Raw genomic sequence first — 25761 nt, 5'->3', positions numbered from 1 at the left:
TTTACAAAGCTGCGATAAATGAATAGGTGCTTAGCGCCTATTCATCGACAATTTATTGTCGATGTAGTATATGTTGTAGTTAACTCTTTGAAATGTAATAAGTTATACTTAATTAGTGATTTTACAAAGTTAATTTATTACAAAAATGCGGAGAATATTATCAGCAAGATATATCTTCAGGGATATTGAATAAAAGAGAATACACAAAGAAAAGACGACATTTACGAAGGTGTAAGACCAAATGATACCTATCCGAGACCGAAATCCTTCGGGAACCTTTCCATTCATTACGGTTGGTATTATTTTCATAAATGTTGTGGTTTTTCTCATTGAACTTTCAGCAGGTCCCAGCCTAGACTCCCTCCTGTTCCAATTCGGTATTGTCCCCATCAAAGTGTCCTATTCAGCCGAAATCCCGGATTCCACTTTTGTAAATACCTATTTCCCTTTCCTGAGTTACATGTTTTTTCACGGAGGGTTTGTTCACCTTATCGGGAATATGTGGTATTTATGGATCTTTGGAGACAATATTGAGGACACGCTCGGACACTTCAAATTCGCCTTATTTTATCTGATCTGCGGGATTGGATCAGCCATGGTGCATGTCTATTTCAACAGTCAGTCAGGAATTCCTTGCGTGGGGGCAAGCGGGGCAATCGCCGGTGTGCTGGGCGCCTATATGGTTACCTTTCCGAGAGCGAGGATATTGGTTATCATACCCCTCTTTATTATCTGGCAGATGATGGAATTACCCGCCATTTTTGTGCTGGGCTTTTGGTTTCTCATCCAGTTTTTTAGTGGTGCAGCCACTATTTCCTCAGTCCAGGGGGGAGGCGTGGCATGGTGGGCGCATATCGGCGGTTTTGTTTTAGGCGTAATTCTCATAAAAACATTTCCCAAATCACGGTATCGTCATTTCTAAAAATCTGCGTGATTGCAAAATGCATATTGCAATTACTACTTTACTTATGCATTAAAGAATCTTATATGGCTTCTAGCTTTTTCCCTGGTGGGTCTATCTCCCACTGAACATATCAGCTTTCTTCTGGATGCACACCCAAACGAGTTGGAAAAGTGTGTTTTTTGCTTCTCACACAGAGACACAAAGATTTATTCTTTGCGAACAATTGACACAATAATAATCGTAACGATAATTACAAGAGTGCCTCATCTATAGAACTTTCATTGTTCGCCTCCCGTGCCGTCTACATCAAAAGAACAACTGTTCTTTCATTCTTTCTGTGGAGCGCCTTTAATAAATCTGCCACCCACAATGAATGCACGTTAGTAACACAATATACCCTTGATTATTACAAATCCCCCGCCATACGTGTGTGACCAGGTACTTGGTTCAGAATCGATGACTTCATAGCTTCCTGCGGGCACATAGGTATTGGGATGCGATACCCAGGAACGAAAGTCGGTCGTTCCTGGAAATGGCCCATACATGAGAAATGAGTTGCAATTGTATAAAGCATGTGTTCCTGCTGGCTGGCCTTCATCACACCAGTGATAGGTACGGATTTCCGTGATATATGCATCCTGCGGTATGGTTATAAATGTTGTACCAGGATTACCGCAGACCACCTCGAAAATATTATACGTATGCACTATTTCTACGGCTTCTGTGTTCGATGGTATGAGTTCGTTGACCATAGAGACAACGTCATTAAGGATTTTCGCTTCTGCCTTATGGCCGGGAGCCATATAAGACTTTATAAAATTATGGCCACCCCAGATATCGCCCCAATTGAGAGGGCCGAAGAAATTGTCAAGATTCGGTGGTAATGCAGATAGAATGCTGTTGATGATAAAATCTTCGTTAATTGTCGTGTAGGGACCTCCACCGGCAACGTAACTGTCTGGATTTGCCACCGATACCATGCCAAATCCATCGATATATTGCGGGTCTATGCCAAGATATGCAATGTTGCCATACAGATTACCCTGAGAATGCGCGACAAGCACAATCATTTTGCCTTCACTTAGATAGGTATTATACAAAGCAATATGCTCTTGTACCGATGGGTTGGCGCTTACTACAGCAGCGTCAACCTCCTTTGCTATCGCAAGTATTTTATCTTGAAGGAAGTCTGGCATGATATCCCATTCGGCAAGATAATTCCAGAACAGGCTGTAGTTCGTTTGTAAATCTTGTTCAAATGTCTCCAACAGGTCTTCTAAATAACCATTGGAAGGATTGTATGCTAATTCATATGTTATTATACCATCCAGGTTTGTTCCTGATATATGTGTATTCAGACGATTTTCCAATTTACGTCTGCTTTCACTGGCGTCCTCCACATCATTCCACACGCCATTGCCAAAAAAGACAACTGTCCTTGGTTGACATTGTTGCCCACCCTCACCATATACAACACCTGGCATAGCAAGAAAGGTAAGAAGTACTATTTTAGGTAGCCATCGGATTTTCATTGGTCACCTCCTGTAGCGTCCACATCAAAGGAACAACTGTCTTTCCATTCTTTTTGCGGAGCGCCTCTAATAAATCTGCCACCCAGATTATCGCTGTACTTAATGTATGCAATACTGCGCTCCCTGGTGTTCAGAATCTGAGCGCGGAGTGCACGACAAATGTCTATGGCTTCTTCACCCTTAAGGTACCAAAGACAATCACCATGACGAACCATCTTCATTGCATGATCATAAGCAGCCTCACGGTCGTTTGCGTCTTTCAGCACGCCCTGAAACTCTTTGGCATAGTACGTAAGACCTAATCGAAGTTTCTTGTCATCGGGATAGGTAAAGTATATGTACCTTTGAATGTCATCACGTACCCCATCGCCATCCGTATCTATCCCAAGCAGGGTTTTCTTTCCTTCCTCACCGGGGTCAGGCGGGAGGTTCACTCCTATATCATCATCCGGTGTCAATGCGTTACAGTCATCATCAATGCCGTTCTTCTTGATCTCTGTAGCTCCCGGATTTACGGAGGAGTTGTTATCATCACAATCCCCATCGACTCTCGTAAAACCATCGCCGTCAAAGTCGACACCCCCATCTTCTGCAAGTACCTGGACGGTTAATGCCCCTCCCGGTTTGCCTTTTACGGTAACTTCAATCGTATTTATTCTGCCGTCAAGGGTCTTCTCTACGTCTACTACCTCTACATTTTGATGAAAATTGGATGAGTCGATGATGGTCTCTCCATTTAATACAATATCTGCATTGCTTACCTTCTTGTTGTCTGCTCCCTCAAGACCGCCATTGGTCACCCGTATAGTAGCGGGACCTTTAATGCCGGAGAATGTGTTTGTCCGCGCTTTGGGTGATCCGGTCTCGCGCACATAGGTGTGTTCAAAAACCGTAACTACATCTGCCATCAGGTTTGTTGCCAGGGAAAAAAGAAGCACCATCACATTCGCGTATAAAATAAACTTTCTCATATTTTGCTCCTGTCAGGATATTCATTGAAATAAACGGGAACAGGTATCTAAGGTTACGCTCCCTGCAATTGACACAATAATAATCGTAACGATAATTTCAAGAGTGGCTTATCTATAGAACTTTCATTCTTTGTCTCCTGTATCGTCCACATCAAAGGAACAACTGTCCTTCCATCTGTAAAACAAAAGAACAACGAGACTACCTTTGACGGTATGCATAAACGAACTCCTCATCATGAAGGTTAGTGAAAACTATCGTCAGGTGGGGCGTATCTTAACACAAAAGATTTTATGCGATGAAATTATTCAACAAGGATACAAGTCCCTTGCTTCCTTTTTGTGCTTTCTGGTCTGTTAGCACAAATGATATTCCAAACATGTTTTCAAAGGGAAAAAAGCGATGAAGTTTTTTTAACGGTAAGAATATTCAACAGTTAAAACAACCGGGTGGAAATGGTGGCAAGGAGAAAAATACAAAAAAAACGGATCACAAATGTACTTTTTTGTAATTTTTCATGGCATTTCTGTGCAGAAAGTTTGTTTTTTTTGCCAATATTTATAGTTTTGTATTGACTTTCAAGTTTTGCTTTGCTAAAAGACAGAAACTGTATAATAACATGTTATGCATTTAAACGTTACAAGACAAGCTTGATTTAATGCAATACTATATGTAATATCATAGTGATATGATTAAAGCAAGGGTAGTCCTCGACACCAATGTATTGTATGCTGGGCTATATTCCTCGAGAGGAGCATCACATCAGATTCTTAGAGCTATTGAACGAGGAAAGGTGAAAATAGTTTTATCAACTGCGCTGTTATTCGAATACGAGTATATATTGAAGGAAAATAGAACAGAGTTAGGGTTATCAGATCGGGATATTGATAAGGTATTAGATAATTTGTGCAAATTTGGCGAACATCAGAAAATATACTTTTTGTGGAGACCATGTTTATCGGACGCCAAGGACGACCTCATATTAGAAGTGGCAGTTGCGTCCGGAACTAAAACTATTGTAACCCACAATGTAACTGATTTTAAGGGGTCCAATAAGTTTGGGGTAAGAGCTATAGCACCGAGGAAATTATTGGAGGAAATAAAGTGAGTGCGTTAAGCTTAAGATTGCCTGATTCAATACATAGGCACATAAAGGAAATTGCGAGGAAGGAAGGGGTATCAATCAACCAGTTTATTTCATCGGCAGTTGCTGAGAAGATATCTGCAATATTGACTGAAGATTACCTGGGAAGAAGGGCAAAAAGAGCGAAGAAGTCTGACTTCAGAAGAATACTTGATAGAGTTCCAGATAGGAAACCCCTTCATGGGGATGAAATTTAGGTAATGCATAACAACTGCGTGCACATGAACGTGGAGTACAGTACACTTTTTTTGCTTATGTTTGGCTTCAATCAAGCGAATTGGTTTTAGGCATTTTTTTAAGATTCTGTGCTCCTCGTCAGTGACGCTGGCGTTAAGTATTCCTTTCTTTTTGTGTTTGCCATAGTTGGAGGCGGTTTCTTGGCGATTACTGTATTCCTCCGCTCAGACGCAACCCTATCACGCCTATTATAATCAGTCCAATTGAAATTATCTTTACGGCGCTTAATGGCTCCCTGAACCACAAAATGCCCACCGTTGCTATAAGAGTGGTTCCCAGCCCTGACCATACGGCGTAGGCAACGCTTACGTCAAGCTTTTTGAGGGCAAAGGAAAACGAAGTAAAACTAAATCCGTACAGGATAAAGAGCAATACCGATGGCAATAACTTCGTGAAACCCTGGGACAATTTCAAGCAGGTGGTACCCGAGACTTCCAGGATTATTGCCAGGAACAGATACAACCAACTCATAGTGAATACCTCCTTTTTTTCATGAATTTTTGCAGATACTGTCAACTCGCCCGGAGTGCATCTACGATATTCATGCGTGACGTCCTGGCCGCAGGCAGTACACCGCCAAGAAATCCCATTATCAGTGAAAAAGCAAAAGATTTATAAACGATACCAAAGGTAAGGGAAAAGGTAAAGGCGAGTTCGGAAAAAGTCTGAAAGTTCATGGTGGAAATGGTAAGCAGTTGCATAAATGAGGCAAAAAACAGACCCACGCACCCCCCCAAAAAACCGAGTATTAATGACTCCATGAGAAACGCACCCAAAATGCTTATTCTTTGAAAGCCGAGTGCGCGCAGCGTGCCAATTTCACTGGTACGATTTGCCACAGCCGAGTACATAGTAATCATAGCACCGATAATTGCACCTAAAGAAAAGATTATGGTGAGTGATAGCCCCAGAATGCGCAGGAATTTTGCCATCATTTTAGATTGGTCTTCATAGTACGCGATTTCCCGTTTGGCCTCCAGGGTCAGGCGCGGGTCGCTTTCAATGCGTGCCTTCACCTTATTGAACTCGGAAGGATCGCGTAACTGAAAGATGACAGACGAGTACACGGGGCGGCGAAATGCCTGCATCAGCTGATCCACATCCCCCCATATCTCCGAGCTGAAACCCGTATTCCCCGCATCAAACGTCCCCACCACTGCCCAGTCTCTCATCCCGAATCTGAGGGTTTCACCAACTCCACCACCTTTAAACCGTTTTGCAATGTTTTGACCTGCAATTATTTCAGAGGAACCAGACCGGGGCATACGACCATCAATGAGCTTTACCTGAGGACGCAACAAGAGAGAGTTTTGCGAAATTCCCCGGATAACCACATTCGATGGTTTATTGCTCCCTCTCTTGGGGAGGTTGATAAGCACTACCATCTCTTTAGCCAGCAACCTTTGGCCATTTGCCCCAAGAGCCACCTCCGGCTGCGTCTCTAAGACAGAAGCCTGCTGCCGATCAATCCCGCTCTGCACTTCAGAGGCCGCTGCCTTGCGGACCACCACGACATTATCATAAGAACCGGTATTCACCAGGGTTTTCCGCAACCCCTCTGCAAGCATTAAAATCGAGGTGAATACAAATACCACCAATGCCATACCAGATGCCGTCAGCATGGTAGTAAGCCTGCGGGTCAGGAGATTACGAAAGCTGTATGAAAACGGTATTCTCACCTATCCAATCCTCCTGAGACCATCAGCAATCCGTATCGTTATTGCACGCCAGGTCGGAATGATTGCTGCTACCATCCCGACCAGGAGAGAGACTGCTATATCAAGGTAGATGGTTTTCGTTGTCACGTTAAACACGGGAAAGTATGTCCCCATAACATTCCCAAAGACTTTTGCTATCGGAAAGGTAAAAGCAATACCAATGGCGCAGCCAACCACGGTAATAAACAGGGATTCTCCAAATATGAGCGCAGCAATATACCAGCCGCCGAATCCCAGGGTCTTCAATATTGCATATTCTCCAATTCGCTCGCGGGCAGTCATCGCCATGGTATTCGCCATGACTGCCATGATGATAATAATTACCACAAAAGAAACTAACTGTATGGCAATAACGATCGCTTCACTCATGGAAACAAAACTTAACTGGAATGCCTTTTCAGTCTCCGTCAAAGTTTCCGCAAGTGAATTTTTAAAGGTTTTATCAATAGTCACCGCCACATCATCAGCCAGATCGGGATTATTTACCCCAACGAGATAAAAGCCGGCCTGATCTGCACGCAAGGATGTGGTTTTTTTCAGCGATTCATTGAGATAATCCCAGTGGAAAAAGAACTGGGTCTCATCGGTGCTTTTATCCCTGCCTCTATAGATTCCGCGTACAACAAACTCCCAGTTACCCGGGAAAATCGTTCCTTTCAGGGTAAGGGTATCGCCGATCTCCCAATGATATTTTGAAGCAAGTTTTTGTCCTGCAATAACAGACTTCCGGTCGCGGAGGAAGGCGTCCTTCTGGTCAGGAGGAAGTATGTATTCAGGATACAATTCCAGGAAATTTTTTGGTTCCACGGCAAAGTTGGCGAAGAAATTTTTTTCGTCAATATAAATTCCACCAAACCAATATGCAGAGGATACAAAACTGACTCCGTGTATTTGTCGTATTTTATCCTTATACGAAATGGGGAGCGGGAAGACGAGGGATATGGAATTTCTGGTCACAAGGCGGGTTGCTGATGATGCCTCTACTCCGGCATACCAGGCGCTTACCACAGTCCTCAGGAGACTAAAAGCAAGGATAACGATGGTAATGCCAAGAATGGTTAGCGAGGTACGCAGTTTGTGGCGGAAGGCATTTTTATAAATGAGATTGATTATGTACATCCAAAATGCCCTTTTCCAGATGCTTTATCGTATGGGCCTTTTCTGCTGCATGCGGATCGTGGGTAACCATGATAATGGTCTTGCCAAATTCGGCATTGAGACGACCCATCAATTCCAGTATCTCTTTCGCTGAAACACGGTCCAGGTCGCCGGTCGGCTCATCTGCTACAATTATCGCAGGGTCGGTAACAAGGGCACGGGCAATAGCCACACGCTGCTGTTGTCCTCCAGAGAGCTGACCAGGATAATGATCCATACGATCGGAAAGATTGACTACCCGAAGCGCCGTTTCAACATGCACTCTCCGTTCTTTTCTGGAGAGCCACGTGAGAAGCAAGGGTAATTCAACATTCTCAAAGGCGGTAAGTACCGGGATCAGGTTATAAAACTGGAAGATAAAGCCAACATTGGCAGAACGCCACCGGGCAAGTTCTGTTTCTGATAGTACCGTAATATCTACGCCATGAATTTTGATGATACCGCTATCCGACTTATCGATACCGGCAATCAGGTTCAACAAGGTGCTCTTTCCCGAGCCTGAGGGACCCATCAATGCCAGAAATTCACCTTCCTCAATATCAAAAGTAATGTTTTCCAATACCGGTATAGTTTGGTTGCCTCTGCGGTAAGACTTATTCAGATTTTCTATTTCAACAATAGGTGCTTTCTGTTCCATTACTTCTCTATCACCTTTATCTTTGAGCCGTCTTTCAATTTGTTCAATGGTCTGATTACCACTTTATCGCCTTGTTTTATCCCGTCAAGGACTTCTATCATATCATCGATCTGTCTTCCTGAAGTGACAGGAGTCTGTACCACATAGTCGTCTTTTATAAGAAAGACAACATTCCTGCCGTTACGAGTTACGATAGCTGCGTGGTTAATGGTAGTCATCGGTTCCTGCTCTTCACTTTTTACTGGCCTGGAGAGAAAGGCGACTTTTGCGCTCATTTCCGGCAATATACGGATATCTTTATCGATAAAGCGAACCTTGACCATGACCGTCGCCTTGCTACGGTCGGCAGTTGGCACGATCATATGGACTTCTCCGCGGAAACGGGACTCTGGCAGTGCATCGAGCTGTATCTCACATGGCTGCCCAACCTTCACCAATTCCAGATTCGATTCAGAAACATCAGCCTCTACCTGAAGCGAACCCATATCGGCAATAGTAACAACGGCAGACTTGGAATCGGCAGCCGCTCCAATTGGGGTAACGATATCGCCGATATCAGCGCTTTTCGTTAAAACCACCGCGTCGAAAGGAGCCCGAATCAGGGTATATTCTAAAGATACTTCAGCCACCTGAAGCGCTGCGGCGCCAGCTTTAACCGCAGCTTTTGCACCGGCAACAGCGGCAACGGCCTTCTTGTAACGGGCAAGAGCAGCATCGTATTCGGCCGGCGTTGCGATCCCCGTTGCCAGTAACTTTTTTTCACGACGATAGGAGACTGTGGCATTCCGAAGTTCTGCCTTCGCCTGCTGTAGGTCGAAGCGTGCAACATTCAGGTTGGCTTCAGCCTGGTTCTGTAAGGCAATAGCATCCTCATTTTCAAGACATGCGATGATCTCTCCCTTTTTTACCTTGCTTCCCTCCTCAACGCTCAATGATACAAGCCGGCTGGTGATTTTGGACGCCACGGCAGCCTTGCGCTGAGCTACTACATAGCCACTGGCATTCAACAGAGTAAGAGTCTGAGACGGATACGCCCTGGTAACGCTGGCAACCTCAACAGGGACAGCCGGTGTCAGAATCCCCACCGAATAAAGGAATCCCACTACTGCGATAATGACTGCTATAATTGCAATACGATAGTACGGTTTTCCGTGTCGTACCGGACGAATACTCCTTGCCGACTTATCTATCTTTAATTTTAAAAGGTCTTCCTGTGACACTGAATACTTTCTATGCGATGTATCTTCACAAATGAGTAAGTTTTCAATACACGATATACGATGCATGATAATGACTGAAAGGTTGTATGGCTGGATAGTTTTTTAACCATTTAGCCATTCAGCCAAACTCGCATCTTGTCTTTATTGGTCTGAGGTTTTGCCTCGCCGGTTTATTTTATGTCTCGTGTTACACCTTCCAGCTCTTCCAGCTTTCCTTCGGCGATTTCTTCTTCCAGTTTGACTACCTCACGGAAGGCAATACCTTCTCTCCAGAGAAAAAGAAAACCCATAATCGTAGAAGGAAAAATGCTGATAGCCCATAAAACAATGGCATAGCTTTGAGCCGCTGTGGTTTCTATTCCAAAAATATGTAAAGATTTTAGCACCGCGATATGGAAAACGCCAATGTAGCCGGGCGCCTGAGGCAGGGCAACCGCCAGTGCAAGACAAACAGCGACAAGGCACGCCCCCACAAAAGGGAGATGCATGTGAAATGAAAATCCAAGAAGATATATTTCGGCTCCCCCAAGGAACCAGATAAAAAGTGAAAGTACCAAAATCCATACCGTTTGTTTTTTATCTTCAAGGATTTTCAGGCCATAAATAAAGGATTCATACAGTCCCAAAACCTTATCTCTCAGTTTATGCGGGAGAAAGGAGCATAGGTTTGAAAGGATTTTTTTAAAGAAATCAGGTTTCATAACGACAAAAAAAATACCGGCAACGGTAAGGACCCCAACTGCAGCAAATATTTCGGTCCATTTTTTCAGGGAAGGGATAATTGATTCCTTGACCGCGCTCACATGACTTGCTGAAGCCTGCGCAAAAGTGTTGTGGTGAGTGTCAGATGGATGCGGTAACAGGGCAATGACGACTACCGTAAATATAATGAGTCCCAGCATGTCAAAGATCCGCTCCACGATTACCGTTGCAAAGGAGGTTGAAAATTTTATATTCTCCTTTTTCGTCAATATAAACGGCCGCAAGACTTCTCCCACGCGGGCAGGAAGAATATTGTTTGCCATAAAGCCAATACTGGTAACAGACAACAAATTTATTACAGAAATTGATTTAATATGTGACAATAATCCACGCCACCGAATTGCCCTTATTACATAAACCAGCAGGGTTAAAATGAGCGTAGGGATGATAAACCAGTAATTTGCATCTCGTAAGGCGTTTTTCAGGAGCAACCAATCAATATTTCTTATAAACAACCAGGTACAAACGATACTGGCTATAATACTCAGAATAAACAGGATATTCTTCTTGCTAAGTTTCATTGTATCCTTTCATGTGATTTATGATAGGGGAATTTTTGTTTTGGACACAGATGCACACAGATTATCAGGATACAAAATATAAAGGACTTGCGATTATCTGCGTGTATCGAAAAAATCTGTGTCCTGATTTAATGTACAGGAATTTCAATTCCTTTTTCGTTAAGTTATGAATAAACACACCCCTTGCCCCCCTCAAGAGGGTAATTTGAGAAGTCCCCTCTTGGGAGGGGATTTTGGGGTGGATAAAAAAGTCGTTGGGTTTTGCCTTTTAAAACCCAACCTAATTAAAAGACACATTGATACTCAGGAAAAACAGGGTTTCAGGTACCTCCCCGTGTAACTCGTTTCTCTTTGTGCTATTTGTTCCGGTGTGCCACACCCTACGATATATCCTCCTTCACCGCCACCTTCGGGACCAAGGTCGATAATATAATCGGCAGATTTGATTACGTCAAGGTTATGTTCCACTACAATCAGGGAATGTCCTGCCTGAATCAATTGCTGGAAACAGGTAAGTAATTTTTGAACATCGTCCATGTGTAAGCCGATGGTGGGCTCATCAAAGATAAAGAGCATTGCATCAGGATTTTCCTGGGCCATATAGGTAGCAATCTTAAGTCGCTGTGCTTCACCGCCGGACAGAGTGGTGGCTGGTTGGCCCAACCTCAAATAGCCCAACCCTGTGTCCTGTAAAAATTTCAGCCCCCTGGTGATCCGGGGAGAATCAGAGAAGAAAGCAATAGCTCCATCTACAGTCATCTCAAGTACCTCATGGATGCTCATGCTTTTATATTGCACATCGAGCACCTTTTTGTTAAATCGCTTTCCATTGCACTTATCACAGGTGACGTAGATATCCGCGAGGAACTGCATGTCAACCCTGATAGAGCCCGCGCCTTCGCACTGCTCACATCTCCCGCCAACGACATTGAATGAAAAAGACCCGACACTCAGATTGCGTATCTTTGCATCACGTGTTGAAGAAAAAAGCCTTCGGATCTCATCAAATACTTTTATGTATGTAATAGGATTGGAACGGGGAGTGCGCCCTATAGGAGATTGATCCACAAGAATAACATCGTTAATAAACTGTACGCCCTGGATACTTTCATATTTTCCAACAAATCCTGCATATCCTTCACGCTTTTTTTTGATCGCCCCATAGAGGGTATCCTGTACGAGCGTACTTTTGCCTGAACCTGACACTCCCGTTACACAAACGAGCATATGAAGGGGAAAGACAACATCAATGCCTTTCAGATTATTTTGTGAGGCGCCTTTTAATACGATAGCCCGGGTGGAAGGTTTTCTCCGTTCAGGGGGTATTTTAATTGCCTTATCGCCTTTTAAATACTGTCCGGTGAGTGAGCCGTTGCGGGCAGGCAAATCCTGAAATGGACCCTGATAAACAAGCATGCCGCCATTTTCACCGGCGCCTGGCCCAAGATCAACGATTTCATCGGCAGCCTTGATGACTTCTTCATCATGTTCTACTACGACAACGGTATTTCCGATATCGCGCAACCGTTCGAGTATCTGTATTAACCTTTCCGTATCCCTCGGATGGAGTCCGATGCTGGGTTCATCCAGGATGTAAAGGGTATTCACTAGCGAAGAACCCAGAGACGTTGTCAGGTTGACCCTTTGGGCCTCTCCTCCTGAAAGTGTGCGGGTCATACGGTCCAGGGTAAGGTACCCCAAGCCTACCTTAATCATATAGTCTAGACGTTTTTTAATTTCCTGTAAGAGCAGATGGGCAATATTTTTTTCATACTCAGTTAGCTGGATCTCTTCAAAGAATTGGTATGCATCATCGATTGTCATAATACAAACATCAGCTATATTCTTATGGTTTATCAAAACGTTCAGTGCCTGGCTTTTTAAACGCCTTCCGTTACAGGCGGGACACAAAGTGTATCCCCGATATTTACTCAAAAACACGCGAACGTGCATCTTATATTTCCGCTGTTCCAACCACGCAAAGAAGTCGCGGATGCCGCAAAAATCTTCTGTGCCTTCCCAAATCAGTCTTGCTTGTTCTTTCGTCAGCTTACGGAATGGAACATCCAACGGGATACCATAATTGGAAGATGCCTTTTTCAGAGAATCAAACATCGTGCTATAGGTAGGGGTATTCCACGGCGCAATAGCCCCCTCGTTCAACGTCTTTTCTTTATCCGGCATGACGCTATCCATATCAATCTCAATGGTGTATCCAAATCCCTGACATTTCGGACACGCGCCGATCGGGTTATTAAAAGAAAATAACACAGGGACAGGTTCCGGATATTCAATAGCACAGTAACTGCAAAAGAATTGTTTGCTGTATCTCAGTTCTACCCATGGAGACTCCTGGATAATCAAAGGATGTCCTTGTAAATGAATATCGGGATAGGCAGGGGTATTCAGGATATTGTATATAATACTCAAATGCCCTGCACCCAAACGATATGAAGTTTCCAGAGCGTCCACAAGACGTTCTTTAATTACGTCCTTGACAACCAGCCGGTCGATAATTCCATACACAGACTTTGCAGTACGGATATCCCAGTCTTTTATTTCAGTTGTTATATCGACAATGGCATTATCCGCCAGTATCCTTACCAACCCACGTTCTTTGAGGAGATTGATTTGTGATTGACCCGATACTTTTTGGCTGACAGCAATGGGGAAGGTGACCAGAAATTTTGTACCTTCGGGCAAAGAAAGGACAGTCTCTACAATTTGAGAAACGGTATCGATCTGCACATGCCGCTTACAGTTAGCACAATAGGTCTTGCCAACCCGAGCAAATAACAACCTGAGATAGTCATTAATTTCCGTGGCAGTTCCAACAGTTGAACGCCGGTTTTTTACCGGGTTTTTCTGCTGGATGGCTATTGCCGGAGGAATTCCTTCGATGTGGTCGATATCTGGCTTGTCCATCCTTTCCAGGAATTGACGGGCATAGGCTGAAAATGATTCCACGTATCGCCTTTGCCCTTCTGCAAAAAGGGTATCGAATGCAAGGCTGGATTTGCCCGACCCGCTGACCCCCGTAATCACCACCAATTTTTTGTGGGGAATTTCAATATCTATATTCTTTAAATTATTCACCCGTATGCCACGGGCAATAATGGATTTTTTCATACCTTATAAAACCTACTAACCACAGAGGTTACAGAGATTACACAGATATTCTTTTATCGTTGTTCCCGGTGTGTTCTGTGGCCAATTGAGAATCATTGTATTTCTTGTTCTCAAGGGCCTGTCCTGAACAAAGCCGAAGGAATTAAGACATTCAGAGAATCCCAATGATTGAAATTCCAAGACATTAAATATAAGATTTTCACGCTGTACTCTCAAGATAAATCTAGTAAGTGCTGCGAATAAGCTAAGTTAAAAAGCGTTGAAAATCGTTTGACAAGTGCGAGGGGTTTATCAATAATAACCATTAGGAAACAAAACGCCATACTTTTAAGGAGGCGATAAATAGCAAACAGCTAAACAAGAGGTAAGCGAGTTTCTCAACCGCTTGCCAGAGGATTGTTCTTTAGAGGATATTCAGCAGATATATTGCGTAATTGTACAGGGTGTTTACCGTAATTTGCGTCTTGATGGTATGACGTTTCTTTTCCGGAATAGTATTTCTTTTGTATCCTTTTTTCGGTCTTCGTCTCTGCTGTGTTGAAAGAAATTGATGCATACTATCCTCTTGATGCTCTGGGAATTTCACTGCTAAAGAATGGCATCGGCAATATCGTGAGTACTCAATCAAAGGGCAAACTGGTTTTGTTTGTGCCTGGCATCAGTAATTACTGACCGTTCTGCCAATAATCCTGAGAATTACGAGAATCATACCGATGGAAAAGAAGAATATAGTTACAAAAGTCAGTGGAATGCTGGGATTGTTTTTTATACTGACAAGGACACCTGGTACAGAATTGATGTCTGCAAATGCAACCTTTGCCCCATGGATATCTTTTGCGTTATTTTCTCCAATTGTCAGGAAGGTTTGTTGGGTTTCATTGTTTTCAGCGGAAGAAGTTAATTGCACTACGGGGTAACGATATTGTGGAGGCATATACAGATCTACTACGCGTACCTGAGTGCCATTTGCATTGAATGTATCGTTGATCTTCAGGTTGCAGGTTCGATTATCTATCTTCAGGATTACGCTTGATGAAATCCAGCCATAATCCTGCATGAGGATTTCGAGGATACCGTGTTGCAAAAGAACGGGTTTATTGTAGCCAATAGTATCTGAGAATTCAATGCCGCCCTTTCGAACGGTAACAAAAGCTTCTATTATTTTAGGCATTCCATTCGGGTAAGAACTTGTTTTAAGATCTGTAACCTTCATTTCAACACCGCCCAAATCAGTCCACTCATCTGCCACGGTTACCGGTGGTTCCGTTGATGAATAAAGTCCGCCAATGAGGTGAGCAACGAGGGTGATTACAAATCCAATATGTACCACCGACGCCCCATACAGGGTGATCTTCTTTACACCACCCTTCGCCTTTCTTATAATCGAGTCGAGGGTGCATAAAAAGGTATTAATGCCGTAAAGAATACAGGCGAGAAATAACAGATAAAACCAGATGTGGATCGGTTTCCTGTGATTGAAAAAAAAGGAAATATCCTCGCCGGAAAGACCTGCGTATTGACGGGGATAAAAACTCATGATGAGGCTTCCGATAATAAGTAATCCGGTGACCGTAAATCCGGTAAGAATCCCCACTTTTTGTGATTTAAAGATATGGTAAATTTTTTTCACTTTGAAATTGTTTCCCGACTTCTCTATTCAAATCTATGGCAAAAATGTCCTGATTAAAAATAGCACAATTGCAAAATCCAAAATAAGATTTCATTTATCTGAAACTATGGGAACTACCGATAAAAAAACTTGTTCCTACGTACGTCATTATGAGTATTACAAATCCCAGAATGGCCATAGGTGGCTTGAATCGCTTTGCCTCCTGCCAATAATCCAGGTGCAGGCAAGTAGCGTAAAAAAACCATATAATGACAGACCAGACGACCTTTGCATCCCAGAGAAAATATGCCCCCCATGCTACATATCCCCATAAGCCCCCAAAAATCATCGAAATGGAAAATGTAATGAGACCATATTGGAACCCTGAGTCGATAATCTGGTCATATGGTTTTTTTCCACCTGATGTGAAATAACGTGCTACAGCAGCAGCCATGGCGCTAACCCACAATGCATAGCAAAAGAAGGAAAGGGGAACGTGTAATACATACCAAATCGTAAGCATTAGCGGAGGGGCATAGTTTAACCCTTTCGGGAAAAGCATGGCAGCTACGAAAAAGGCATATCCAACCCCGAACAGAGACATGCGATAGATACGGCTTTCTGTTCTGGCATAGATGAGCAGGATAATAAAAGTCGCAGCGGCGAAGGCATTAAAGGATTCGAATTTATTGGTGAGTGGAAAATATTCTATTGATATGCCGCGTAACGTGATCGTTGCAATATGAAGAAGCACGAATCCCAATAAAACAGAGAAGCGTAATTTCCATCGTGTAAATCCAATGCCCCAATACGTTGTATAGGCAATAAAGCAAAGCCAGTATAAACTTATAGATATTTGATTCAGAAACTGGGCGGTATCCATTATTGCAAGGTAATCTCTATTTTTGCTCTTTCCTTCAGATCTTTAACCAGGGCATTCATTTCATATGCTATCATTTCTTCCCTGACTTTGTCTTTTACTTCGGAAAAACTCACATCTTTGGGAGAGGTCTTTGCGGTAACTTTTATTAAGTGATATCCAAATTCTGTTTTGACGGGATCGCAAATTTTGCCAACTTCAGTGGCAAATGCAGCCTTTGCAAAATTTTCTACCATAACGCCATGTCTGGGAAATGTGCCTAAATCACCGCCGGTTTTCCCTGTCGGACAGTCGGAATATTTCTTTGCTAATTCAGCAAAATCGGCCCCTTCGTCAAGTTCTTTTTTAATCGAATCTATTTTAGCCTTTGCCTTGTCTATTTCTTCCTGCGTATTCTTCCCTTTAGTGTCAACCAGTATGTGGCTTGCCGTGACGGTCTCGCCATTAAAATTGCCAATATTCTTTATAAAATATTCTTCCATCCTTTTGTCATCGACACCTTTGGATACGTAGCTTTCAATTGCCGCCGACATGTTGATTGCGGTTTTTAATTCATCAATATTGCTGCCTTGAAACTCCAGAAACTGTTCTAACGTTTTATCTTTCGTTGCGGGATTATTTTTAATGTTATCCCGCATCTTGGCAATCTCTTTATCTACGATTTCACCGGAAACACTCAATTTCTTTTCTACAACAAATTGTCTCAACACGCTTTGTGTAACAAGCTGATCGGTGATTTGCTGTTCCATGGAAGGTAACGCGGCCGGATTTACATGATTTTTGAACCGCTCCAGAATTTTGTCAAGGTCTTTGCGAAGGATTTTTTCGCTATTAATGGTTGCAATTACCTTGTTCGGATCAGGTTTTTCCTTCTTGCCATGTACACTGCCCATGCCGTGTCCACCATAGCCGCTGTCTTCTGGCGCTAGTCCCGACCCATGCATTTTCTCTTTGTCTTCCTGGTTGAAGTTAACATTCTTGTGTACCTTTGCAAAATCTTGTTCTGTCATCTGGCTGCTTAATTGAGGATTGCCCGGTTCATTTTTCCCGCAGCCACAGACGGACAATGCAAGTAAACCTGAAATAAACACGGAAACAGTAATTCCTTTGAACATAATCGCTCCTTAATGAAAAATACTTTTGGCTAGAACCAACAAAAAACTACCTACAGAGAAGTAGGCGGGGTATGTTTTCTTCCATAATATTCTGTGATAAGCTTCAAGAGGTCTTCTTCTTTGAGATTCGAAATGTAATCGAGTGCTACATCGATGAGAAGGTTGACAGAAAGCCGCGGATTCCTGGCGGTGATCTGCTTTAATGCCTCATAAATTCCAGGATCTACATCTATTGCGGTTTTTGGTTTAAACGCAAGGTATTTTATTAATTTGATCGTATCCATGTCTTTCAATAACAAGTCGCAAATTAAATAAGTTCCCTGAATGTAAGAATTTTACCAAAAGACGCTATGAACTGCACCTAAATTCAAGCGACAACCGCCATATGGGCGAGGTGGGAGTCGAACCCACACAACCTTTTACGGTCAAAGGATTTTAAGTCCTTCGTGTCTGCCATTCCACCACTCGCCCAATGATTTATAAATAGGCGGCTCTGGGATTCGAACCCAGGATAACGGTTTTGCAAACCGTGGCCTTAGTCCACTTGGCGAAGCCGCCAGTATTACCATTACATGAACAAAAAATTTATATTACCATTAAAAAAATCGTAAGGCAAGAAGTTTTTGATGTTTTCCAGAAGGATGAAAAATATAAGAGCTTGTTGGGATAAATTCAGATTCTTAAAAGTGCGAATAACTGGAGATGGAAAACAGGGTGTATTTGACACCAGAACCTGCGTATGATAAAGAAACAAAAGAAGAGTCCCGGTATTCCCTCAAATGAAAAGGGGAAGGCTTTCCCTTCCCCTGAACAAGTTCAAAAACGATACAGAAAACAGATGATAATCCGTAAACTTTTATTTTAAATTTTTTAATGCCTTTTCCATTCTGGAAAGTAATATACTTACTTCAGAGATAGATATTGCGGGAGAAGTAACCCTTTCGCGTAATAAAGCAAATGTTTTGTCTAACTCTTCTGCCGTAGCATTTCCGGATTCCACGAGCGGAAAATGAGACCCGGATGTGGAAGAACTTTCCGGCGCAGCAGATGGTTCCTGTTGCTTGATCTTTGCTAATTCTTTCTCCAAATCTTCTTTTGCCTTTTGGAGTTCTGTAATAATCTTTTGCTTTTCAGCAAGTTCCTGATCGGCGATCTTTTTCGCTTCGGTATAATAAACGAGTTGATTTTTTAGTTCTTCCTGACTCCTCTTCTTGTCCGCGATCTGCAATTCAAATTTTTCGGCAATACCCTTACTCTCCCCTTCAAGCGAGGCAATTCGTTCTGCCAATTTATTTCGTTCTCCTTCCAATTCGTTCACCTTGCCTTGCTGTTCCTGTATGGTGGATTGTAATCCACTGATCTGAACACCTACCGCGACTTTTATAGCGCCGAAGGTATCTACCTCCTTCTGCAATTCAGCTACCTTTGTCGTCAATCCATCCTTTTCTGTGGCACAAGCGGTAAATTTACCCTCCACTTCTTTTTTTGCAGCCTCTGCCTTATCGAGGTTTTCCATAAGTTCAGGAACTTTCAAAACCTCCTTACGCCCCGCGCCAAGCTGTCTTTCAAGCCCGTGTACCCGCTCCTTCTGTAATCTGTACTTTTCAGTAACCGATACTGCAAAACCAACACACAGTAGTCCGAAAAGACCTACCAATACTACCATAATTGCCTTTGCTTTCGTGTTACAACTAGACATAAGATCCCCCTTTTATTGTATTTTAAAGTAAATTTTTACTATTTTCGTAATATACCCTGCAATTAGGGAAGAAATTTTTCAGAATTCGATACGGGATAATAGCAAAATATGAATCGAGTTTCAAGTAAAATTGTAGACCCCTAATATTTTAGAGATGAATCGTTCCCCATTGGTGGCGGTCCATTTCAAATAGGAACAACTCTGCTTTTCTGCCATATGCTGCCCAGGTGTCCTTGCCGGGTAGTAAGACAAACTTTATCGGGAGTCCGATCCCTGCCATTGCCATTACATAGAGGAACAGTAAGGCATCGATTACCAAATTGACTTTTGATTTATCCATCGCCTTCTAAGTTCCTATTCCTGAAAGTATTCGAGAAAAATATCTGTTTTGTAATTGGATGGAACTCAGTTAAATTAGGCCTTCTGTGACTTTTTCAATGTAGAGCGACGAGGCTCGTCGCTCTACAACCGCAACCTTGAAAGTCCTTAACATTAACATGAAACTAGCGTCTTCTCCAGCCACTCCAAAAGGGAAAACCTTTTTCATCCCGGAGCTTCAGTATTTCTTCACCTTTCTTCACTTCGGCGGCAATAATGACAGGTTTGCCTTCTATGGTGATTCTTGAACCTGTAACCTCAACCTTGTCCTTTGGCTCGATCCTGGTGTCCTGGTTTTCAATGTACCATCCTGGTCCCAAATGAACAGAAATTGTTTCTTTGGCTGTCTTTACCATCAGATGCACGCCATAACACATCCCTTTTACCGGCGTAATGGTATCCACACTGACCACTTCTCCGCTGATGGTCTCAACGGTCTTTGGGTCATACATCCTGCCGTACGGGGCTCCCATCCCCCAGCCACCGCCTCCTCTCCACTGCATTCCTTGTTGAGCAAATGACTGAGTGATGTGGAGAAGACTAAAAATAGCAATCACCACTATGACTATTCCTGTTTTCCTCATGGTATGCTCCTTTCGTTTGTTTATTATTTCTGACCCACCCAATTACAAAATCGCTATTTTCTGCGATATTTTCACTTGTTCAGCAACTACCTTTCAGTGTTTTTTTCAGTTGCGTAGAGCGAAGCGCCACTTCGCTCTACGTCGAAATTCCCGGCGACTAAACAAAGGCATGAATATTTTTGCCCACAAAATACTCAGAGCGATGAAACCTTTTATTATTCGTGTAAGTTTTTGTGTGCCCTTGTAATCCATCAGTTTATTTTAGCCTTGCTTCTGCGGCTGACCAGTCAATATTCTTAAAGAATGCCTCGATATAATCGGCCCTCTTGAGGCCATAATCAATCATAAAGGCATGTTCAAATACATCCATAATCAAGATAGGATTACATCCCGCCGGATGGGAGACATCATGTTCGTTTACCCAGAAGTTGATGAGTTGCCCATTGGCGCTATCCTGGTAGAGAACTGCCCAACCGATTCCCCTCATGGCCCCTACTGCCCTGAAGTCCTTTTCCCATGTTGCATAATCACCAAAGGCATCTGCCATCTTTTTGGCCAGTTTTCCCTCTTTGTTAATACCTGCTTTTCCCCCAAGATTTTCAAAATAATATTCATGAAGCCTCATTCCGTTGAATTCCCATCCCAGTCTCCGCTTCAACTCAGCGAATTCCGGGTTGGCCGTCTTTCCTTCCTTTAACATTTGGCTGAGGGTATCAAGTACCTTGTTTGTGTTTGTCACATATCCCTGATAAAGGGTGAAATGATTTTTCAGGAGTGTGTCGCTGAATCCCTCCATTCCAATGAGTTTTGAATAATCTTTTGCATTGTATGACATGGTTTTTTCCTCCTTTTCTGCTGTTGATGCGGTTAAAGGGTTCGTAATACCAAATAACAAGGCCGCCCCTCCCAGGCCCGTTACCGTTAAAAATTCACGCCTATTAAGCATAGTTATATTCTCCTACGTTAACAGTTAAATTGGGCACGGACAAACTTGTTTGTCCGTGCCGCCCTTACTATTGAAATTCCTGTCATTTGCAATCAAATTACTTTTGTTCTGATGCAAACAACTATAGCGCCCTCAGGAAGGCAACCAAATCTTCCTTTTCTTGCTTTGCAAGCCGGAGTTCAAGGATCAGGTTAAAAAATTCTACCGTATCTTCCAATGTTAACAGCCTTCCATCGTGCAAGTACGGAGGAGAATCTTTGATGCCGCGGAGCGGGAATGTCTTAATGGGGCCATCCGCACTGGCCATACGCCCGTTGATCATCTGCGGCTTAAAGAAACGTTCAGTCTTGAGGTTGTGCATGAGGTTGTCGGTATAATACGGAGGTAGATGGCAAATGGAACACCTTGCCTTTCCGAAGAACATAGCCTGCCCCCGTAGCTCAGCCTCTGTTGCCTTTCTTGGGTCCAGCATGCCGTAAATGTTTAGCTTGGGAGCTGGCGGAAAGTCAAACAACTCCTGTACTTCTGCCATGAAGTGTACCTGGCTTCCGCGTTCAAGGATATTAACACCCTTCTTTGTGGCTATGACCGGGTCACCATCAAAATAAGCGGCACGTTGTTCGAATTCCGTGAAGTCCTCAATGCTTTTTAACGCCCGTTGAGAGCCGAATAACCGTTGAATATTTACCCCCCGGAGAGAAGGGGTATCGAGGCGATGGCGGAATTCCTGTGGACGAATATCTCCTACCAGATGGGTTGCGGCATTGGTATGTCCATTCACGTGGCAGTCAAAGCAGCTAACCCCCCGGCCCGGTTTTTCCGAACGGCGGTCTTCCGTCTGGTTGAATTGCTGCTGTGGAAACGGCGTTACCAGCAGCCTTAAGCCTTCAAGCTGTTTGGGATTCAGTATCCCATTGAACAATTCATAATAGTTGGCAATGGTTACCAGGTTACCCTGAGAGACATCGCCTAAATCAGGCCGTGTGGTTAAATATATCGGTGGCGGAAACTCAGGTAAAAAGTGGTCCGGCAAGTCATAATCGAGGTCAAAACGGGCAAGATCTCGCTTTTCTTGTTTCTTGATTTCGTTAATATGGAATTTCGGGAAAAGCATGCCACCCTCAGCATGGTTGGGGTGAGGAAGCGGCATAAACCCTTTCGGGAAAAGACCCTTTTCACGGATCTCTTCCGGGGTCATCGCCGCCAGATTTTCCCAGATTACTTCCTTTGGAAGTTTTACCCGTAAACCCGCTTGAACAGGTTTTCCCCGAGACATTGTTACCTCTTTGGCCGGATTGCTGCTTAAGTCATAACGCTCATTCAGCAAGTCCATATGACGCTTCATAACCCCTCTCTTGGCAGCCTTTTTCATACTCATCGTCTCTTTGAAAGGCTCAGTTATGGTCACGGGTGAATAGCTAGACCTTTCCGTTTTCTTTTCCTGTGAGTAGGATACCCCGAATGCAAAAGACATCACCGTAAGCATTGCCAATGGCGCTCTTCCATATTTTAGTACTTCTTGTTTCATAATCTTACCTCCCTTTCGTTTATCCGTCTTATGTATTGAATATTACGATAAAGCCTTTTCAAGGTCGCCTATTAGATCATCAACATTTTCGATTCCTACAGAGACTCTGATAAGTTCATCAGAAATCCCTAATTTCTCCCTGACTTCTTTTGGAAGGGATGCATGCGTCATTATCGCGGGATGTTCTATAAGAGATTCTACACCACCGAGACTCTCTGCAAGCGAGAATATCCTTACCCGTTCGAGAAACCTCCGTGCCTCTTCTAGTCCTCCCTTTATAAAAAATGTTATTATCCCTCCAAAGCCAGCCATTTGTTTCCTTGCAAGGCCGTGCTGTGGATGTGATTTAAGTCCCGGATAGATAACTCTTCTTACCTTGGGGTGAGTTTCTAAAAATTGTGCGATTCTCATTGCATTTTCTGCGTGTCTTTCCATTCTGACAGCGAGGGTTTTAATTCCGCGGAGAACCAGGAAACAGTCAAAAGGACCCGGCACTGCGCCTGCTGCGTTTTGAAGAAACTGGAGTTTGTCGTATAATTCCCGGTTATTCGTTACAAGGGCACCCCCAATAACATCGCTGTGACCGTTCAGGTACTTCGTGGTGCTATGCATAACTATGTCTGCCCCAAGTTTCAGAGGCTTTTGGAAGAAAGGGGTTGCAAAGGTATTATCAACTACAATGAATATGTTTTCCTTTTTAGCAGTTCGAACAATTGTTTCAATATCGATGAGTTTTAAAAGTGGATTTGAAGGACTTTCAAGCCACACGAGCTTTGTATTATCTCTCGTATATCTTTCCAGGGATTGGGGGTTGGTTAAATCAGCAAAATCAAATTCGAGTTTGTACCTCTTTAGCACTTTGTCAAATAATCTGAACGTCCCACCATAAACATCATCGCAGCAGATAATATGGTCACCGGGATTGAATAATTGGATAATTGTTAAAATTGCGGACATCCCGGACGAAAAGGCAAGTCCGTAATTTCCCTCTTCAAGAGAGGCAATATTTTTTTCAAGAGCCGTTCTCGTAGGATTGTGCGTTCTTGAGTAGTCGTATCCTTTGTGCTTGCCAGGAGATTCCTGGACATATGTGCTTGTTTGAAATATCGGCGTCATGATAGCGCCTGTCCCGGCATCAGGCTCACAGCCTGCATGAATGGCCCTTGTTTCAAATCTGTGTTCCATAATATACCTCATTCATTTCAAATACATTATTGCAACACGATAGCCGTTGTTCGTTTTTTCCTTAGTCATACTCTTTCACAAATGTCGCAAAGAAGAGAAAAAAAAAGGCCTTTTGGTGCGACATAGCAGTTTACGGAATCATTCCAAAAAACCGTTGGCCCTCATCCATTCGTCATTATAGATCTTGCTCAGATATCTGTCACCGGAATCCGGAAGAATTACTACGATACGTTTATTTTCTTTCATTCCCCTGGCAATCTCAACGGCTGCCCACACGGCGCTGCCGCTTGAGCCCCCGGCAAAGATTCCCTCCTCGCTTGCCAGCCTCCGTGCCATCAGAAACGATTCTTTATCGTGAACCCGGATGATGTCATCAATAAGGTTAAAATCAACAGCCTTTACGAGGTAATCCTCCCCGATTCCCTCTACCTTGTAAACGTGTGGTTTTATAAGTTTCCCCGTCTTGAAATAGTCGTAAAAAACAGAGCCTTCCGGGTCAACCGCGATGATCTTTATCTCAGGATTCTTTTCCCTGAGATATTTTCCTGCTCCACTCAAGGTACCACCTGTACCGATCCCTGCAACAAAATAATCGACCTTTCCTTCCGTCTGTTTCCATATCTCAGGTCCGGTGGTATAGTAATGAGAATCGATATTCCTGGGGTTGTTATACTGATCAGGATAATATGAGTTTGGGGTTTCCCTGGCTATTCTTCTGGCAACGCTGTAATAACTTTCGGGGGAATCCGGAGGAACGTCTGTTGGCGTTACAACGACTTGTGCGCCAAATGCCTTCATCAGATTCTTTTTCTCATCACTCATCTTATCGGGCATGGTGATGATACATTTGTAACCCTTTACTGCTGCAATCATTGCAAGGGCAGCGCCCGTATTGCCAGATGAGTTTTCCACGATGATTCCGCCAGGTTTCAAAAGCCCCCTGCGTTCTGCATCCTCAATGATAAACAGGGCCATCCTGTCTTTTACACTCCCGGCTGGATTGAGGAATTCCAGCTTGGCACAGATACTAGAGTTTATACCTTTTGCTACCTTGCTTAACCTGACAATCGGCGTCCAGCCGATGGTTTTCAAAATATCCGGGGTTATGCTTCCAAATTTTTCTCGTAAAATTCCGAAGTCTGTGGTATTCATTTTCCGGGCTCACAGCACTATAGAAGAAATGCAATGTTATGCGATTGTCTTTTTTAGTTCTTTCATTTGTTCTGCAAGTAACTTTACGTGTTTTTTTTCTTCGTTTACCAATTGTTCAAACGTCTTTCTTCCGGCTTCGTATTTCGTGTTTTTTGCAGCCTCGGTGTAATAAAGAATAGAGTCCTTTTCCGCCTGGATTCCGATTTTCAATGCTTCGATATCCGTCTTTATTTCCGCTGCAAGCCTTCTGGCTTCACCCTTTTGTGTAAAAATGCCTGTATCGACTAAATATTTAAGATATAAATCAACTGTATAATCCTCAAAACCAGGCACCGTGCTTGTTGGGGAAGTTATTTCGAGATAGGCCTTTTGAAAATGGGCAAGGTGCTCCTTCTCATCAGAGGCAAGTTTTGAAAAGATTTCTTTTACCCTGTTATCCCGGGTATTTTTCATAAGGATGGAATAGAATTCCAGACCTTCTTCCTCGACGTTTATTGCAATCTTCAGCGCCTCCGCATCATTAAAATTTTCATATTTCATACAGTATTACTCTCCTGACCCAAATGAGTTGAAATATATAGCGTGACATTTATATCGCTGTCCTGCGAAATGTAGGGGCGGGGTTACCCCGCCCCTACACAAAGGTTGTGCTAAATTGTTTTTGCCGAAAATATAAAAACCTATCATTTATCCCGAAATTTGAATTTTAACTTGATTGTATAGGAATTTTTATTTCATTTACGCAGTTTGTAGA

The 25761-nt window shown here is 43.2% G+C and carries 24 protein-coding genes, 2 tRNA genes and 1 pseudogene; 3 read left to right on the top strand and 24 right to left on the bottom strand.

What is annotated here, in order from left to right:
• Window positions 1-241: 241 nt before the first annotated feature.
• On the top strand, window positions 242-922 hold the full coding sequence (locus BROSI_RS09365) for a rhomboid family intramembrane serine protease (protein ID WP_052563482.1): 681 nt from the start codon (window positions 242-244) through the stop codon (window positions 920-922).
• Between the two features lie 362 nt (window positions 923-1284).
• Here BROSI_RS09365 and BROSI_RS09360 read toward each other — a convergent pair whose 3' ends face one another.
• Window positions 1285-2436 (bottom strand): hypothetical protein, encoded by a 1152-nt coding sequence (locus BROSI_RS09360; protein WP_052563481.1) that lies wholly within the window; start codon window positions 2434-2436, stop codon window positions 1285-1287.
• Entirely contained in the window at window positions 2433-3407 is a 975-nt protein-coding gene (locus BROSI_RS09355; protein ID WP_052563480.1) for a putative metal-binding motif-containing protein, read from the bottom strand. Before BROSI_RS09355 ends, BROSI_RS09360 begins: the two co-directional genes overlap by 4 nt.
• Before the next feature lie 686 nt (window positions 3408-4093).
• Here BROSI_RS09355 and BROSI_RS09350 point away from each other — a divergent pair.
• Entirely contained in the window at window positions 4094-4513 is a 420-nt protein-coding gene (locus tag BROSI_RS09350) for a putative toxin-antitoxin system toxin component, PIN family (protein ID WP_052563479.1), read from the top strand.
• Entirely contained in the window at window positions 4510-4746 is a 237-nt protein-coding gene (locus tag BROSI_RS09345) for a toxin-antitoxin system HicB family antitoxin (protein WP_052563478.1), read from the top strand. Before BROSI_RS09350 ends, BROSI_RS09345 begins: the two co-directional genes overlap by 4 nt.
• Before the next feature lie 187 nt (window positions 4747-4933).
• Here BROSI_RS09345 and BROSI_RS09340 read toward each other — a convergent pair whose 3' ends face one another.
• From BROSI_RS09340 to BROSI_RS09240, 22 genes and pseudogenes are all read right to left on the bottom strand, one after another.
• Entirely contained in the window at window positions 4934-5257 is a 324-nt protein-coding gene (locus BROSI_RS09340; protein WP_052563477.1) for a DMT family transporter, read from the bottom strand.
• Between the two features lie 41 nt (window positions 5258-5298).
• Window positions 5299-6465 carry an ABC transporter permease gene (locus BROSI_RS09335; RefSeq protein ID WP_052563476.1) on the bottom strand — a complete coding sequence of 389 codons (1167 nt, stop codon included), beginning with the start codon at window positions 6463-6465 and terminating at the stop codon, window positions 5299-5301.
• On the bottom strand, window positions 6466-7623 hold the full coding sequence (locus BROSI_RS09330) for an ABC transporter permease (protein WP_052563475.1): 1158 nt from the start codon (window positions 7621-7623) through the stop codon (window positions 6466-6468). It abuts the gene before it with no gap.
• Window positions 7598-8299 carry an ABC transporter ATP-binding protein gene (locus tag BROSI_RS09325; RefSeq protein WP_052563474.1) on the bottom strand — a complete coding sequence of 234 codons (702 nt, stop codon included), beginning with the start codon at window positions 8297-8299 and terminating at the stop codon, window positions 7598-7600. Before BROSI_RS09325 ends, BROSI_RS09330 begins: the two co-directional genes overlap by 26 nt.
• Window positions 8299-9519 (bottom strand): efflux RND transporter periplasmic adaptor subunit, encoded by a 1221-nt coding sequence (locus BROSI_RS09320; protein ID WP_052563473.1) that lies wholly within the window; start codon window positions 9517-9519, stop codon window positions 8299-8301. Before BROSI_RS09320 ends, BROSI_RS09325 begins: the two co-directional genes overlap by 1 nt.
• Before the next feature lie 170 nt (window positions 9520-9689).
• Window positions 9690-10802, bottom strand: a complete 1113-nt coding sequence (locus tag BROSI_RS09315) for a lysylphosphatidylglycerol synthase transmembrane domain-containing protein (protein WP_052563472.1) — start codon at window positions 10800-10802, stop codon at window positions 9690-9692.
• A gap of 303 nt (window positions 10803-11105) precedes the next feature.
• On the bottom strand, window positions 11106-13931 hold the full coding sequence (gene uvrA / locus BROSI_RS09310) for an excinuclease ABC subunit UvrA (protein ID WP_052563471.1): 2826 nt from the start codon (window positions 13929-13931) through the stop codon (window positions 11106-11108).
• A gap of 403 nt (window positions 13932-14334) precedes the next feature.
• Window positions 14335-14487: a hypothetical protein gene (locus BROSI_RS19830; RefSeq protein ID WP_157842463.1), complete on the bottom strand. Its 153-nt coding sequence runs from the start codon at window positions 14485-14487 to the stop codon at window positions 14335-14337.
• Window positions 14488-14589: 102 nt separating this feature from the next.
• Window positions 14590-15561 (bottom strand): hypothetical protein, encoded by a 972-nt coding sequence (locus tag BROSI_RS09305; RefSeq protein ID WP_052563470.1) that lies wholly within the window; start codon window positions 15559-15561, stop codon window positions 14590-14592.
• A gap of 94 nt (window positions 15562-15655) precedes the next feature.
• Entirely contained in the window at window positions 15656-16423 is a 768-nt protein-coding gene (gene ccsA / locus BROSI_RS09300) for a cytochrome c biogenesis protein CcsA (RefSeq protein ID WP_052563469.1), read from the bottom strand.
• Window positions 16423-17535, bottom strand: a complete 1113-nt coding sequence (locus tag BROSI_RS21160) for a peptidylprolyl isomerase (protein WP_052563468.1) — start codon at window positions 17533-17535, stop codon at window positions 16423-16425. Before BROSI_RS21160 ends, ccsA begins: the two co-directional genes overlap by 1 nt.
• Window positions 17536-17585: 50 nt before the next feature.
• The gene (locus BROSI_RS09290) at window positions 17586-17819 is read right to left on the bottom strand and encodes a hypothetical protein (RefSeq protein ID WP_052563467.1); all 234 of its coding nucleotides are present in this window, start codon (window positions 17817-17819) and stop codon (window positions 17586-17588) included.
• Window positions 17820-17921: 102 nt separating this feature from the next.
• A tRNA-Leu gene (locus BROSI_RS09285) sits at window positions 17922-18006 on the bottom strand.
• A 14-nt stretch (window positions 18007-18020) separates the two neighbouring features.
• A tRNA-Cys gene (locus tag BROSI_RS09280) sits at window positions 18021-18093 on the bottom strand.
• Between the two features lie 298 nt (window positions 18094-18391).
• On the bottom strand, window positions 18392-19234 hold the full coding sequence (locus BROSI_RS09275; RefSeq protein WP_052563466.1) for a hypothetical protein: 843 nt from the start codon (window positions 19232-19234) through the stop codon (window positions 18392-18394).
• Window positions 19235-19382: 148 nt separating this feature from the next.
• The gene (locus BROSI_RS09270; RefSeq protein WP_052563465.1) at window positions 19383-19574 is read right to left on the bottom strand and encodes a DUF4405 domain-containing protein; all 192 of its coding nucleotides are present in this window, start codon (window positions 19572-19574) and stop codon (window positions 19383-19385) included.
• A gap of 163 nt (window positions 19575-19737) precedes the next feature.
• Window positions 19738-20196: a MamS/MamX family magnetosome protein gene (locus BROSI_RS09265; protein ID WP_052563464.1), complete on the bottom strand. Its 459-nt coding sequence runs from the start codon at window positions 20194-20196 to the stop codon at window positions 19738-19740.
• 256 nt (window positions 20197-20452) lie between these two features.
• Window positions 20453-21142, bottom strand: coding sequence for a superoxide dismutase (locus BROSI_RS09260; RefSeq protein WP_157842462.1), 690 nt, complete (start codon window positions 21140-21142; stop codon window positions 20453-20455).
• A gap of 121 nt (window positions 21143-21263) precedes the next feature.
• Window positions 21264-22616: a cytochrome b6 gene (locus BROSI_RS09255; RefSeq protein ID WP_052565753.1), complete on the bottom strand. Its 1353-nt coding sequence runs from the start codon at window positions 22614-22616 to the stop codon at window positions 21264-21266.
• 96 nt (window positions 22617-22712) lie between these two features.
• Window positions 22713-23855: a cystathionine gamma-synthase gene (locus tag BROSI_RS09250; protein ID WP_052563463.1), complete on the bottom strand. Its 1143-nt coding sequence runs from the start codon at window positions 23853-23855 to the stop codon at window positions 22713-22715.
• 141 nt (window positions 23856-23996) lie between these two features.
• Window positions 23997-25007, bottom strand: a pseudogene (locus tag BROSI_RS09245) (PLP-dependent cysteine synthase family protein); the annotation flags it as partial.
• A 36-nt stretch (window positions 25008-25043) separates the two neighbouring features.
• Entirely contained in the window at window positions 25044-25547 is a 504-nt protein-coding gene (locus tag BROSI_RS09240) for a ferritin-like domain-containing protein (RefSeq protein WP_052563461.1), read from the bottom strand.
• Window positions 25548-25761: the final 214 nt, after the last annotated feature.

Source organism: Candidatus Brocadia sinica JPN1 (genome assembly GCF_000949635.1).
Classification (GTDB): Bacteria; Planctomycetota; Brocadiia; order Brocadiales; family Brocadiaceae; genus Brocadia; species Brocadia sinica.
This window is presented reverse-complemented; position numbering and strand designations above follow the sequence as displayed.

What these genes read in the sequence shown, in the direction of transcription:
- BROSI_RS09365 (WP_052563482.1), top strand. Translation starts at nt 242, where the DNA reads ATGATACCTATCCGAGACCGAAATCCTTCGGGAACCTTTCCATTCATT.
- BROSI_RS09360 (WP_052563481.1), bottom strand. Translation starts at nt 2,436, where the DNA reads ATGAAAATCCGATGGCTACCTAAAATAGTACTTCTTACCTTTCTTGCT.
- BROSI_RS09355 (WP_052563480.1), bottom strand. Translation starts at nt 3,407, where the DNA reads ATGAGAAAGTTTATTTTATACGCGAATGTGATGGTGCTTCTTTTTTCC.
- BROSI_RS09350 (WP_052563479.1), top strand. Translation starts at nt 4,094, where the DNA reads ATGATTAAAGCAAGGGTAGTCCTCGACACCAATGTATTGTATGCTGGG.
- BROSI_RS09340 (WP_052563477.1), bottom strand. Translation starts at nt 5,257, where the DNA reads ATGAGTTGGTTGTATCTGTTCCTGGCAATAATCCTGGAAGTCTCGGGT.
- BROSI_RS09330 (WP_052563475.1), bottom strand. Translation starts at nt 7,623, where the DNA reads ATGTACATAATCAATCTCATTTATAAAAATGCCTTCCGCCACAAACTG.
- BROSI_RS09325 (WP_052563474.1), bottom strand. Translation starts at nt 8,299, where the DNA reads ATGGAACAGAAAGCACCTATTGTTGAAATAGAAAATCTGAATAAGTCT.
- BROSI_RS09315 (WP_052563472.1), bottom strand. Translation starts at nt 10,802, where the DNA reads ATGAAACTTAGCAAGAAGAATATCCTGTTTATTCTGAGTATTATAGCC.
- uvrA (WP_052563471.1), bottom strand. Translation starts at nt 13,931, where the DNA reads ATGAAAAAATCCATTATTGCCCGTGGCATACGGGTGAATAATTTAAAG.
- BROSI_RS19830 (WP_157842463.1), bottom strand. Translation starts at nt 14,487, where the DNA reads ATGCATCAATTTCTTTCAACACAGCAGAGACGAAGACCGAAAAAAGGA.
- ccsA (WP_052563469.1), bottom strand. Translation starts at nt 16,423, where the DNA reads ATGGATACCGCCCAGTTTCTGAATCAAATATCTATAAGTTTATACTGG.
- BROSI_RS21160 (WP_052563468.1), bottom strand. Translation starts at nt 17,535, where the DNA reads ATGTTCAAAGGAATTACTGTTTCCGTGTTTATTTCAGGTTTACTTGCA.
- BROSI_RS09290 (WP_052563467.1), bottom strand. Translation starts at nt 17,819, where the DNA reads ATGGATACGATCAAATTAATAAAATACCTTGCGTTTAAACCAAAAACC.
- BROSI_RS09275 (WP_052563466.1), bottom strand. Translation starts at nt 19,234, where the DNA reads ATGTCTAGTTGTAACACGAAAGCAAAGGCAATTATGGTAGTATTGGTA.
- BROSI_RS09270 (WP_052563465.1), bottom strand. Translation starts at nt 19,574, where the DNA reads ATGGATAAATCAAAAGTCAATTTGGTAATCGATGCCTTACTGTTCCTC.
- BROSI_RS09265 (WP_052563464.1), bottom strand. Translation starts at nt 20,196, where the DNA reads ATGAGGAAAACAGGAATAGTCATAGTGGTGATTGCTATTTTTAGTCTT.
- BROSI_RS09260 (WP_157842462.1), bottom strand. Translation starts at nt 21,142, where the DNA reads ATGCTTAATAGGCGTGAATTTTTAACGGTAACGGGCCTGGGAGGGGCG.
- BROSI_RS09255 (WP_052565753.1), bottom strand. Translation starts at nt 22,616, where the DNA reads ATGTCTTTTGCATTCGGGGTATCCTACTCACAGGAAAAGAAAACGGAA.
- BROSI_RS09250 (WP_052563463.1), bottom strand. Translation starts at nt 23,855, where the DNA reads ATGGAACACAGATTTGAAACAAGGGCCATTCATGCAGGCTGTGAGCCT.
- BROSI_RS09240 (WP_052563461.1), bottom strand. Translation starts at nt 25,547, where the DNA reads ATGAAATATGAAAATTTTAATGATGCGGAGGCGCTGAAGATTGCAATA.